The 11920-nt window shown below is 62.8% G+C and carries 15 protein-coding genes and 1 riboswitch; of the genes, 13 read left to right on the top strand and 2 right to left on the bottom strand.

Features of this window, described 5'->3' with window-relative positions; all coding sequences use genetic code 11:
- Positions 1 to 26: 26 nt before the first annotated feature.
- Positions 27 to 347: a hypothetical protein gene (locus EOB49_RS22300; RefSeq protein ID WP_127382254.1), complete on the bottom strand. Its 321-nt coding sequence runs from the start codon at positions 345 to 347 to the stop codon at positions 27 to 29.
- Between the two features lie 195 nt (positions 348 to 542).
- A riboswitch (TPP riboswitch) is annotated at positions 543 to 656 on the top strand.
- Here EOB49_RS22300 and EOB49_RS22295 point away from each other — a divergent pair.
- From EOB49_RS22295 to EOB49_RS22265, 7 genes are all read left to right on the top strand, one after another.
- The gene (locus tag EOB49_RS22295; protein WP_127382253.1) at positions 647 to 1255 is read left to right on the top strand and encodes a YkoF family thiamine/hydroxymethylpyrimidine-binding protein; all 609 of its coding nucleotides are present in this window, start codon (positions 647 to 649) and stop codon (positions 1253 to 1255) included. (Overlaps the previous riboswitch by 10 nt.)
- Before the next feature lie 103 nt (positions 1256 to 1358).
- Positions 1359 to 2111, top strand: coding sequence for an ABC transporter permease (locus EOB49_RS22290; protein WP_127382252.1), 753 nt, complete (start codon positions 1359 to 1361; stop codon positions 2109 to 2111).
- Positions 2108 to 2875: an ABC transporter ATP-binding protein gene (locus EOB49_RS22285; protein WP_127382251.1), complete on the top strand. Its 768-nt coding sequence runs from the start codon at positions 2108 to 2110 to the stop codon at positions 2873 to 2875. The genes EOB49_RS22290 and EOB49_RS22285 overlap by 4 nt, the downstream gene beginning before the upstream one ends.
- On the top strand, positions 2868 to 3887 hold the full coding sequence (locus EOB49_RS22280; protein WP_127382250.1) for an ABC transporter substrate-binding protein: 1020 nt from the start codon (positions 2868 to 2870) through the stop codon (positions 3885 to 3887). The genes EOB49_RS22285 and EOB49_RS22280 overlap by 8 nt, the downstream gene beginning before the upstream one ends.
- 172 nt (positions 3888 to 4059) lie before the next feature.
- The gene (locus EOB49_RS22275) at positions 4060 to 4755 is read left to right on the top strand and encodes an isoprenylcysteine carboxylmethyltransferase family protein (protein WP_127331094.1); all 696 of its coding nucleotides are present in this window, start codon (positions 4060 to 4062) and stop codon (positions 4753 to 4755) included.
- A 379-nt stretch (positions 4756 to 5134) separates the two neighbouring features.
- On the top strand, positions 5135 to 5752 hold the full coding sequence (locus EOB49_RS22270; RefSeq protein ID WP_127382249.1) for a hypothetical protein: 618 nt from the start codon (positions 5135 to 5137) through the stop codon (positions 5750 to 5752).
- 272 nt (positions 5753 to 6024) lie between these two features.
- Positions 6025 to 6189 (top strand): DUF3309 family protein, encoded by a 165-nt coding sequence (locus tag EOB49_RS22265; protein WP_127382248.1) that lies wholly within the window; start codon positions 6025 to 6027, stop codon positions 6187 to 6189.
- 333 nt (positions 6190 to 6522) lie between these two features.
- Here EOB49_RS22265 and EOB49_RS22260 read toward each other — a convergent pair whose 3' ends face one another.
- Positions 6523 to 6780 carry a hypothetical protein gene (locus tag EOB49_RS22260; protein WP_127382247.1) on the bottom strand — a complete coding sequence of 86 codons (258 nt, stop codon included), beginning with the start codon at positions 6778 to 6780 and terminating at the stop codon, positions 6523 to 6525.
- Between the two features lie 84 nt (positions 6781 to 6864).
- On the opposite strand from EOB49_RS22260, the gene EOB49_RS22255 reads away from it, so the two are divergent.
- From EOB49_RS22255 to EOB49_RS22230, 6 genes are all read left to right on the top strand, one after another.
- The gene (locus EOB49_RS22255; protein WP_127382246.1) at positions 6865 to 7134 is read left to right on the top strand and encodes a DUF982 domain-containing protein; all 270 of its coding nucleotides are present in this window, start codon (positions 6865 to 6867) and stop codon (positions 7132 to 7134) included.
- 227 nt (positions 7135 to 7361) lie between these two features.
- On the top strand, positions 7362 to 8087 hold the full coding sequence (locus tag EOB49_RS22250; RefSeq protein ID WP_127382261.1) for a GntR family transcriptional regulator: 726 nt from the start codon (positions 7362 to 7364) through the stop codon (positions 8085 to 8087).
- Between the two features lie 3 nt (positions 8088 to 8090).
- The gene (locus tag EOB49_RS22245) at positions 8091 to 9131 is read left to right on the top strand and encodes an ADP-ribosylglycohydrolase family protein (protein ID WP_127382245.1); all 1041 of its coding nucleotides are present in this window, start codon (positions 8091 to 8093) and stop codon (positions 9129 to 9131) included.
- The gene (locus EOB49_RS22240; RefSeq protein WP_127382244.1) at positions 9128 to 10099 is read left to right on the top strand and encodes a PfkB family carbohydrate kinase; all 972 of its coding nucleotides are present in this window, start codon (positions 9128 to 9130) and stop codon (positions 10097 to 10099) included. The genes EOB49_RS22245 and EOB49_RS22240 overlap by 4 nt, the downstream gene beginning before the upstream one ends.
- 58 nt (positions 10100 to 10157) lie before the next feature.
- Entirely contained in the window at positions 10158 to 11219 is a 1062-nt protein-coding gene (locus EOB49_RS22235) for an ABC transporter substrate-binding protein (RefSeq protein WP_127382243.1), read from the top strand.
- Positions 11220 to 11285: 66 nt separating this feature from the next.
- Positions 11286 to 11920: ABC transporter permease (locus EOB49_RS22230; RefSeq protein WP_164781764.1), on the top strand; the 635-nt coding region annotated here is incomplete at its 3' end.

Genomic DNA, 11920 nt, shown 5'->3' with positions numbered 1-11920 from the left:
TGCCCAGCGTCTTCATCCGTGTACGGTTACTTGCCACAATTATTATCGTTTACCGTTGCCGCCGTCGCGTTACCATCGGCGTCCGTCTGCGCGCCTTGCGGGTTGGTCGGGCAATTCTGATCCGCGTTCGAATTCATGTCCCCTACCGTGCCAGTCGTGCTGTTGGTCGTGCCCGGGTCGACAGTGTCCGGCTCGACCGTATTCGGTGAAGCCGGCGTGTTCGGCTCAACCGTCACCGATTTGCCGCTGCCGCTTCCATCTGCGTTGTTGCTGCCGGCGCTTTGCGCCATGGCTGACGTGGCCAGACCAATGGTGAGAACCGAAGCTGCGAGGATTTTCATGAACATGGTTTGTCTCCATTTCTGTGAAGTCGTCGCTTGTTTTCTACGAAAGTGATCGCGTTGCGACTGTGGGGACAACCGGTCGCGGCGGCGAAGGTTCCCGACAAAATTCCGCTCAGGCGCACCGTGACTGGCGCAATGCTTTTGGCGCAGTGCTCTGAAAAAACGGCTTTCCCTTGAACTCGAATGATGCTTTAAGGCGCACATCCACAGGGGTGCTCCGTACGGTCGGGGCTGAGACGGGGGCGGCAAGCCCACAGACCCTAGAAGCTGATCTGGGTAATACCAGCGGAGCGAGGCGGGCGATGTTTTCAGGCGCACAGATTTCCCTATACCCCATGACCGACGATTTCGTCGGTGTCATTCTTGGCGCGCTCGGTGCGCTCGATCCCTGGCGCGACAAGCTCAGGATCGAGACCGACGACATCTCGACCTTGCTGGTCGGGCCGCCCGAAGTGTTGTTTCCCGCCATGCGCGACCTCTTCGTGGCGGCGGCACGCAGCGGCAAACATTGCGTGTTGTCGGCCACCATCTCGCGCGGGTGCCCTGGCGAGCCGGATGATCCGATCTGCCGCTCCGATGCACTTGGCGGGCCTGTCGGGCCACTCGGCCCGCGCAAGGATGCGGCCATCGCGGCGGTGCGCAATGCTGCTGCCACCGGCCAGCCGGCGGCGGCGCAGTTCTCGCTCTATGTGATGGGCACCGACGACCACATGGACGAGATCTACGGCTGCATCGATTTTCTTAAGCAGTCCGGCGTCTATGAGCGTTCCAAGCATTTCTGCACGAAACTGCGCGGTGATGCCGGTGCGATCTTTTCGGCGCTGGACGAGGCCTTCTGCCGCTTCGGACCAGGCGCCGGCCACGTAACCCTCGACGTCACGGTCTCGGCCAACAGCCCGTCGGCTGTCTGAACCAGCCGCGCTTTCGCGCTGCCGTCAAAGGTTGTCTCCCGTGGCCACATCATCAGTCGCTTCGCGCCCGATCGCGAGCCTTCTTGTCAAGGCAATACCGGCCATGATCTCGGTCGGTTTGCTCCTGCTGGCGTGGGAGCTTTATGCCACCTATTCCGGCATCAGGCCGACGACACTGCCGGCGCCGTCGCGCGTTTTCGAACAAGCGCTGCTCAATCGCCAGGCGCTGGCCGACAACGCCATTCCGACCATCGGCGCCACGCTGCTCGGCTTTGCCTGTTCGCTCAGCGCTGCCTTCGTGCTGTCGATGCTGGTCGACTTCTTCCAGCCGCTGCGGCGTGCGCTGTTTCCTGTCTTAATCGTCAGCCAGACCTTGCCGCTGGTGGCGATCGCGCCGCTGGTGGTGCTCTGGTTCGGCTTCGGGCTGGCGCCCAAGATCATGCTGGTGGCGCTGGTTACCTTCTTTCCGATGCTGGTTGCATTGGTCGAGGGTTATGAGTCGACCGAGGCCGAGATCGGGCAAATGCTGCGCGCAATGGGGGCAGGGCGCTGGCGCATCTTCGTGCTGGCACGGCTGCCTTCGGCGCTGCCCTATTTCTTCGCTGGCTTGAGGATCTCCATCACCTACGCCGTGGTCGGCGCGATCTTCGCCGAATATGCGGGGGCCGCGAAGGGGCTGGGCATCTACATGCTCAACGCCAAGAACAATTTCCGCCCCGATCTGGTGCTGGCCGCCGTCGGTGTCAGCGCTGCCCTGACCCTTGTCCTGTTCGGGTTGACTGTACTGCTGCAGCGCCTTGCGATGCCCTGGGAGCGGGCCGGACAGGAGACCGCAGGGAAGAGGCCGCGGCGATGAACCGGCTCGAACTGCGGCATGTGCGCAAGGCGTTCGGTGGGCTCGACGTGCTGGCCGATATTTCGCTTAGCGTCGGCGCTGGTGAATTCGTCTCGATCCTTGGACCCTCGGGCGCCGGCAAATCGACACTCTTCCAGCTCCTGACCGGCGCCGAGCATGGCGAGGGCGAGATGCTGTTCGACGGCGCGCCGCTCGACGACCACGGCAGGCATTTCGCCTTCATGCCGCAGCGTGACGCGCTGATGCCGTGGCGGCGCATCCTCGACAATGCGACGCTCGGGCTCGAAGTGCAAGGCATGAGGAGACAGGCGGCGCGGGCGCGCGTTGCGCCGTTGTTTGCCGAATTCGGGCTTGCCGGCTTCGAGCGGCATTTTCCAGCGCAACTGTCCGGCGGTATGCGCCAGCGCGCGGCCTTGCTGCGCACGGTGGTGCAGCAACGCGACATGCTTTTGCTCGACGAGCCGTTCGGCGCGCTCGACGCGCTGACCCGCACGGCCATGCAGCGCTGGCTGGAACAGATGTGGCGGCATCATCGCTGGACGGCGCTCCTGATCACCCATGACGTGCGCGAAGCCGTGTTCCTGTCCGACCGCATCTATGTGCTGTCGGCGCGCCCGGCCCGCATCGTGCGTGAAATCATGGTGCCGCTGCCGCGCCCGCGCAGCCTTGGCGGCGATGCCGCGCGCCAGGCAAGTACGCTCGAGGCCGAGATTCTCGACATCATCCTCAACGCCATCCCATCCAAAGGACACGATCATGACTGACTTGACGCGCCGGCAGGCCTTGTTGCTGACCCTTGCCACAGGCCTTCCGCTCGTTGCCGGATCGGGGCGAGCCCAAGCACAATCGGCACAAAAGGTCACCGTTGCCCTCGACTGGACTGTCAACACCAACCACATCGGACTGTTCGTCGCCCGCGACAAGGGCTTCTATCGCGAGGCCGGGCTCGAGGTCGACATCCTACCTTACAGCGATACCGGTGCGGGCACGCTGGTGGCAAATCGCGTCGCCGATTTCGGCATCAACGGGACCATCAGCCTGTTCACCCAGAGAACCGCCGGAGCGGACCTGAAGGGCGTCTATGCGGTGGTGCAATCGGAAACCGGCCGCGTGGTCTTCAATGCGGCCCGCAGCGAGATCGTAAGCCCGAGAAACCTCGACGGCCTGACCTATGGCGGCTTCGGCAGCGCCTGGGAAAACGCCCTGATATCGACCATCATCCGCCATGATGGCGGCAAGGGCAATTTCGAGACGGTGACGCTCGGCACCTCAGCCTATGAGGCGCTGGCCAATGGTTCGGTCGATTTCACGCTCGAAGTCTCGACCTGGGAGGGTGTCGACGCCGAGCTCAAGGGCGTCAAACAACGCAGCTTCGTCTATGCCGATTACGGCGTGCCTGACGAGCACACGACACTGATCTCTTCGAGCGAAGCCTATCTCCAGGCAAACTCCAAGCCTGCGGCCGCCTTTGTCCAGGCGACGCGGCGCGGCTACCAGTTCGCGGTCGATCACCCCGAAGATGCGGCAGCCCTGCTGATCGCGGCCGACAAGGATGCGTTGACCAATCCGGCGCTGATCCACGCCTCACTGAAGGCGCTGATCGACGGCCATTATCTGCGCAGCCAAAGCGGCGCCATCGGGACGATGGATCCGGCCAAGATGGGAGCGATCGGCGGCTATCTCTTCGCGTCCGGCATTTTGCGTGATGCCGACGGCAAGCTGGTTGCTCAACGCCCGGATTTCGGGAGCTATTTCCGCAACGACTATCTGAGCTAGTCTGGCAAAACCAAATGAGATGGGTCGCCCGTCTTTCTGGGCGACCGCGTGGAGCAGGTCGTCTGGGAGTGGCGCCCTGGCTCCCCGACAGCCAGTTTAATGCCGATCTGATCTTGTTGATTAACTGCCCGGCAATGGTTGCGTGCAAAGGTCGCCCTGAGGGATCATTGGGGTGTTTGCATTGCTCATATCAAAAAGCGAGGCGCTTTCGCACATCAGTGACGGCAGGATTTTGTCCGCAGCCCGAACGCGCGAAATCCTGGTGGATTTGCGCGAAGGTTTCTTTCGGATCTGCGCGCTGGCCTTCGCGGGCATGTTCGTCTACCGCGGCGTATCTCACCTGATGCTCGACCCGACCCGCATCAATGTGGCGCTGGTGGCAATTTCCGAGATCCTGACCTTTACCTGGCTGCTTCTGTCGCGGCGACCACAGGTACGCGACTGGAACCCGCTGACGGTGGTTGTTTCGGTGGTCGCCAGCTTCGGTGTCGGCTTCATCGACCTGGAACCGGGCGTGGCCATCATCCCGATCTATGCCGCCGCGCCGCTGCAAGTCCTGGCGTTGGGGTTCGTGATCTGGGGGAAGATATCGCTAGGCCGTTCTTTCGCCATTCTGCCGGGCAATCGCGGCGTGATGACCGACGGTGCCTACCGCCTGGTGCGGCACCCGATCTATGCCGGATACCTTGCCGGTCATGTCCTGTTCCTGCTGTCGGCCTTTTCCTTCTACAATCTTGCTGTCTACGCCGCGATCACCTTCTTCCAGGTTCATCGCATCCTGCGCGAAGAGGCGCTGTTAGCCGCGACGCCGGAATACCGGGACTATATGAAGCGCGTCCACTACAGGCTGTTCTACGGGATCGTCTGACAAGCGGGCCAGCGCAGAATCGTTCGGCCTGCACTCACGCTTGCACTCTCTCGCTCCCGCATCCGCCGACAGACTCTGGCCACTTGCAATCATCGTGGCGGTCTTGCTGATCTTGCGAGAGGCTCATGCGCTGTCCGGTGTACGGCCTCGCAGTAAGACGAGCAGGGTAACGTCCGATCATCAATGGTCTTACGCACTATTAGTGTAAAGAGAAATTATTCCAACTTTATTACAAGTTTATTTCAGAAATTTTGTTGATGTATACCACGCTTCAGGTTCAGTATTCTCTCTCTGAAACTGAAATTCATCACCTCGCGTAGTTGATCTTGCAATCGGCCTCTCGCCAATTGCTTTAGCGCAACGACAGCAGGAGAGTGTTATGGCTCACACCATCAAGACAGTCACCAACATGTTGGCGGGTAGTGCGGTAATCTTAGCCCTTTCCCTGCCCGCCAATGCTGCGGGAATCGGCCTTGGCGTTGGTGCCTCGGTGGGTGGTAGCGGCGGCGTCAATGCCGGCGTCGGGGCTTCCGTTGGCGGCAGTGGCGGCATCAGCGCCGGAGTGGGCGCCTCGGTGGGCGGCAGCGGTGGTGTAAAGGCCGGGGCCGGTGGCAATGTCGGCGGCTCGAGCGGTGTCAATGCTGGTCTCGGCGCTTCGGTCGGCGGCAGCAATGGCATCAATGCCGGCGCGGTCGCCAATGTTGGAGGATCTGGCGGCATTGCTGCCGGACTCGGCGCCAATGTGGGCGGGACGAGCGGCGTCGGCGTCGGTCTCGGCGTGGGTATTGGGGGCGGCATCAATCCGTCCAATCCGTCGAACCCGAGCAATCCGTCCAATCCGTCAAACCCCAGCAGGCCGAGCCTGCCGGGTGTCGTGGCCCAGATGTCGGATAGCAACGTGGCGCGAATGAAGAAGCGCTGCGTCGACGTGCTCGGCAGCGAAGGCGCCTACGACCGCGACCTCTGGCAACTCTGCCTCCTGATCGCGCGCCGCTGATGCTGGAGGTGCCGGGACTGGAGGTGCCGAACCGGCCCTGAGGCTCGGCCGCACGTTCCTGGCCTCCGGCTGGTCGGAAGGCCCGCCACACTGGCGGGCTTTCCGCGTTCATTGGCGTGCCGGTATCAAAGTTCTGGCTTGCATCACGTTGGATGGCCGTTTCCGTTGCCACGATCGCACGGAACGGTAGAGCCTTGGGAACGTTCTCGTCTTCGAACATCGCGGCCGCGATGTTCGACCCAATGCGTCAGCGCTAACGGGAGCTGAAAGCCATGAGCCTTGGAACCATACTGATCATCATTCTTATCCTTGCCCTGCTTGGCGGCTTCAGCGGCCTCGGCGGAGGTCCTTTTTATGGCACCGGCTACTATGGCGGCGGCGGCCTCGGGCTCGTGCTGCTCATCGTCATCGTGCTTGTCGTGCTCGGGCGCATCTAGCCAGGCCCGCCCGGTTGTCGCCGACAGATCGCAATCTCGTGAGCGCCCCCAATGCCGGCGCGCACCGGATTGTGATGCAGGCAAGCCGGCTTGTGATCCTGCACTCTGCAAAACTTTCGTATGGTCATTGCGGTCCACACCCCCCCGTGGAAACAAGAGGAGAGGGTCCCACCCCTTGTCCTCCTCCAAGGCCCGCTCCGGTTCACCGTGGCGGGCTTTTGCTTGATGGGCGAGGGAACCGGCTTGCATCAAGCTTCAAGGAAAGGCGGGTGTTTTCTGAGAAGTCTCCGTTCTGGCCGCGACATTGAGCGCAGGGCAGATCCTGACGCCAGATTACTCCATGTCAGGTACGTCGCCGCTGACGAAGAGCGTGCTCGGCGGGCCGTATTCGCCTAGCGTCGGATCGGCCTCACGGCTCCAGGCGATGACGCCGGCATGCTTTGCCGCCAGAGCCTTGGCGGTGCGTATAGCGCGGTCTTCGCTTTGCTGGTCGGCGGGTCCAAAGGCTGGGAACAGCTCGCCATCCTCACCGCGATCGAAGGCGACCACGACGATCAGCCTGGGATTTTTCTGGCCACTGGAATCGGACATCTTGCACCTTTGGCGCGGAACCTATCACATTGCTCGGGGTTGAAGGCCGCGAATCGATGAATGCCGACTTTGGGGAGTGGCATCGTGCAAGATCAGCGTTTCGATGAGCCGGTCAGGATTGCGCTCGGCCGATCGCGAAACTCGATCTTCAACGTGGAGCGGGTCGCTCAGGCTGCAGACATCCTGCTGAACCGCTGGCCGGTTGCGACCGGGCAAAAGCATATGGTTGCCCGCAAGGTCTGTCTGGCCGTGCTCGAGGGAAAGAAAGAAGTCTCGGCGGCAAGGGCGGCGTTCATCAACGCGGCGATCGAGGCGGACATCCTCGTCGAACCGCGTGAGTTGTCGATCCCGTAGCTTGCCTCGGTGAAATTGAATCAGGATCTGGCTCCATCCCCTTGGATGTGTGCCTCTTTTGGCGACGGCCGACCGGCTTTTCGGGGCTATTGACCTGCCTCTCGGCACGCCCTGCACGGTTATTCCGCCCATTCCGCTGCCTTTCGGTCAGTCTTCAGCATCCGTTGACAAGGCATCCGGGCCTCTGTATTGAACAGGATTATACAGGTTCATTGAACAGGTCCCTTATGAAACGGCGCGCGGTTCAACTGTCTCCCGGCACGGGCAAGCCCGAGCAGATCGCCACCGTCCTCGAACATGAGATCCGCTCCGGCGTTCTCGGCTTCGGCGACCGCCTTCAAAGCGAGAACGAACTCGTCCAGCGCTTTTCCGTAAGCCGCAATACGGTCCGCAAGGGCCTCGAGGAACTGTCGAGCCGCGGGCTGATCACGACCAGGGTCGGTATCGGCTCGTTCGTCACCTTCGACGGCAAGCCGGTCGACGACGCGATCGGCTGGTCGCGGGCGCTGGCCGATGCCGGCGCCAATGCCGAGACGCGGACGCTGCGGCTGGAGGTCATCGAAGACCCCGATCTGGCTGCGCTGCTTGGTATCGAAAGCCCGTTCTTCATTGCCGTTGACCGGGTGCGCACCAACGCCAGCGACGGCCATGCGATCTCGATCGAGCGCAGCCGGCTGCCATTGTCCTCCGAGCTTGAGGACGTACCGTTGCGCGGACTGCGCGAGGGCTCGCTGCACCAGACGCTGCGCGCCGCCGGCCTTGTTCCCGACCATGGCGAGGAATGGGTCGAGATCGAGATGCTCAATGCCTCGGATGCGGCCATCCTCGGTTGCCCACAAGGCACGCCCTTCCTGCGCGGGCGCCGGTTGACGCGTGCGGCTGACGATCGGCCGATCGAGTATGTCACCAGCCTGCTCAATCCGGCACATTTTGCGCTGCATATGAGGTTCTGAGCGATGTCGGATGCAACCAGCAAGACCATCGATCGCGCCATGGGCGCGCTTGTCGGCGGAGCGCTGGGAGACGCGCTCGGCATGCCGACGCAGCTTTTGTCGCCGGCTCGCATTGCCGAACTCTACGGCCATGTAGAGGATTTCATCGAGCCTTTCGCCGATCATCCGGTGTCGAAGGGCCTGGCCGCTGGAACCATCACCGACGATACCGAACAGGCGCTGCTGCTCGGCCGCATCCTGGTCGAATCCGGCGACCGTTTCGACCACGCGCGCTGGGTCAATGCGCTGCTCGACTGGGAGCGCGAGGTCAAGGCGCGCGGCAGCTATGATCTTTTGGGGCCGTCGACCAAGCGTGCCATCGATGCCATCAACAATGGCGTACCGGCCGAGGAAGCGGGACGCAGCGGCGACACCAATGGCGCGGCCATGCGCATCGCGCCTGTCGGCATCATGATGCCGCTTGAACCGTTGGAGACGTTCGTCGGCAAGGTGGCGGAGACTTGCCGGGCGACGCACAACACCTCGATCGCCATAGCCTCGGCCGCAGCCGTCGCAGCCGCCGTCAGCCGCGGCGTCGCCGGCGGCGGTTGGCGCGATGCTTCGGCCAGCGCGGTCGCGGCGGCGAGGCGAGGGGCGACGCTCGGACATTGGGTCACCGGCGGCGACATCGCCGCGCGCATCGTATGGGCGCAGGACATCGTGCGCGGCAAGGCGATCAGGGATGCGATCCGGCTGATCACCGATCTGGTCGGCACCGGCGTCGCCAGCCAGGAATCCGTTCCGGCTGCCTTCGCCGTGCTGGAAGTCGCCCGTGGCGACCCCTGGCAAGCAGCCATCATCAGCGCCAATCTCGGCGGCGACACCGATACGATCGGCGCCATCGCTGCCGGTATGGCCGGCGCCTGCACCGGCTTTTCCCGATTGCCGCAAGAGTACATCCTCCGGCTTGTCGGCATCGACTTGTCAGAGGTTGGCGCACTCGCCGCCGACCTTGTCGCGGCAAGGGCGGCGAAAGCCGGCTCCAGCAAGGACGCGGCGGCATGAGGGGGCGCCTCGTTCACATCGGCAGTGCCGTGGTCGACTATGTCTACCGCATCGATGCCCTGCCGGCGCCCGGCATGGAAAAGACGGCGTCGAGCTTCGCCCAGGTCGCCGGCGGCGGCTTCAACATGATGGTGGCGGCCAGCCGCACCGGCATGCAGGTGGTGTTCGGCGGCCAGCTCGGCAGCGGGCCGAATGGCGACTTCCTGCGCGCCGCCTTCATGGCCGAGAACATCGCGACACTGACGCCGCCATCGCCCTTGATGGACAGTGGCAATTGCGTCGCCATGATCTCCAGCGACGCCGAACGCACCTTCGTGTCATGGCCAGGTGCGGAGAGCATACTCAGCCTCGAAATGATGGCGCCGGTCGCGGTGGCACCGGGCGATTGGGTGTTCACCTCCGGCTATACGCTGAGCTACCCCAGGAGCCGCGATGCGCTCACCGACTGGATCGAGGCACTGCCGGACGAAACCCCTTTCGTCTTCGATCCGACGCCGATCATCTCGGACATTCCACGCTCCATCCTGTCGCGGGTGCTTGCCCGCACCACATGGCTGAGCTGTAACACAACGGAGGCGGCTGAGATCGCCGGTTCGGGCAATGTCGAGGCTGTCGCTGCACGACTTCTGGTCGACCATTGCCCACGGGCTGCGGGCGTGGTCATCCGCGCCGGAGCAAAGGGTTGCCACGTACGGTTGGCCAACGGGTCAGCGCAGACCATTGCCGGCTTCAAGGTCAACGCCGTCGACACCAATGGCGCCGGCGACACCCATATCGGCGCTTTTGTCAGCGCGTTGGCGCGCGGCACCCCGCCCTTCGAGGCAGCGCGCTATGCCAATGCTGCGGCGGCCATTTCGGTTACCCGCCATGGTGGCTCGTCGGCGCCGACGAACCGTGAAATCCAGACATTCCTGAGCCATGCCGCCGACCCATCGGGAGCAGGCCGGACACAGAAGGCCAATGCATAACAGCTGGAAAAGCCTGACAAGCCCGGGAACCGGGCAAACCCACAGAGAGGAACCAACCATGCGCATGCCTGACTTGACTGCTCTGCTGACGGCGACCGCCGTCTTTACCTCCGCACTCGCGTTCGCCGCCAAGGCCGACGAAGTGCATGTGCTCAACTGGAAGGGTTACGGCGCCGACGAACCGTGGGCCGTCTACGCTTTCGAAAAAGCGACCGGCAACAAGGTCGTCAACGATTTCTTCAATTCCGAACAGGAAATGCTGACCAAGATTCGGACCAATCCCGGCCTCTATGACGTGGTCATGATCAACGCCGCCTTCAACGACCAGGCGATGGCCGGGAAACTGATCCAGCCGATCGACGTTTCCAAGCTGCCGAACTACGCCGACATCAGCAAGGACAAGGCGGGATCGCCAATGCTCGTCCACGACGGCAAGGTTTATGGCGTGCCGTGGGTATGGGGTCTCACCGCACTCGCCATCAACGAAAAGTCCTTCGACAAGCCACCGACGAGCATCGCCGAAATGTGGGATGCCGCCCACAAGGGCCGCGTCGTCATTCGCGACGATGCCGTTGAAGCGGTGCAGTTCGGCGCCATCGCCACTGGCCAGAACATCAACGACATCAAGGATATGGATGCGGTCAAGACGAAGCTGACCTCGCTGATGCCGCAGATCAAGACCTTCTGGAGCTCGGAAAACGACTGGAACCAGATGGTCGCCTCCAACCAGATCGACATCGGCACCTATTGGAGCGGCTCGGCCGACCGCGCCAAGACGCATTTCAAGCTGCCGGTCTCGCTGGTGGTGCCGCAGGAAGGTGCCGTTGCCTGGCTCGACGCGTTTTCCATTCCGGTCGGCGCCAAGAACGTCGCCGGCGCCGAGGCCTTCATCAACTACATGATCGACCCGAAATTCTACGTCGAATGGGTCACCAAGGTCGGTGCTCCCGTCTCCGCCAACACCAAGGCGGTGGAAGCGCTGCCCGAGGATGCCTTCAACCGCAAGGTCATGGGTGATCCCGAAGTGGCCAAGCGCATCCAGTTCCAGGCGCCGATCACCGACGCCCAGCGCGAAGCCTATCTGGCACTCTGGCAGCAGCTTAAGGTCGACGTGAAGTAAGATCACAGCCAGGCCAGCCGGCGGTTTGCGTCGGCTGGTTCTTCCAATCCTGGGAGGGAGGGTACCATGGCAGCTGCGACAGCGTCGCGAAGCGGGCTAAGATCGGCATTGCCGCTGCTGGCACCGGCCTATCTCTGGCTGACGGTGGCGATCTTCCTGCCGCTATCCGCTATGGTCTTCTTCTCGTTCATGACCGAGCTGCCGCTGTCGGGAAAGCCGTGGGCGTTCACGCTTGGCAACTATGCCGCCTTCTTCTCGCAGAGCCTCTATCTGACGCTGCTGCTGGCCTCGCTGCGCCTTGGCCTCGAAGTGACGCTGTGGTGCGTCGTCATCGGCTATCCCGCGGCCTATGTGCTCGCCAAGGTGCTGAAGGGGCGCAGCCGCGAGGCGATCTTCCTGCTCGTCATCCTGCCGTTCTGGTCGAACGGGTTGGTGCGCATCTTTTCCTGGGCGATGGTTTTGCGCGAAGGCGGCATCCTCGACACCGCGCTTAATGCCGTGCTGCCGTTCAAGATCAACATCGACCTCATGTATTCCTATCCGGCCGTCATCATCGGGCTGGTGCATTCCTATGTGCCCTACATGGTGCTGACCTGCTACCTGACGCTGCAGGCGATCGACGACTCGCTGATCGAGGCCGGGCGTTCGCTCGGCGCCTCGCGGCTCCAGGTGCTGAAGCGGGTGATCATCCCGCTGTCCAT

Origin of the sequence: Mesorhizobium sp. M7A.F.Ca.MR.148.00.0.0, from assembly GCF_003997735.1 — a bacterium.
Classification (GTDB): Bacteria; Pseudomonadota; Alphaproteobacteria; order Rhizobiales; family Rhizobiaceae; genus Mesorhizobium.
This window is presented reverse-complemented; position numbering and strand designations above follow the sequence as displayed.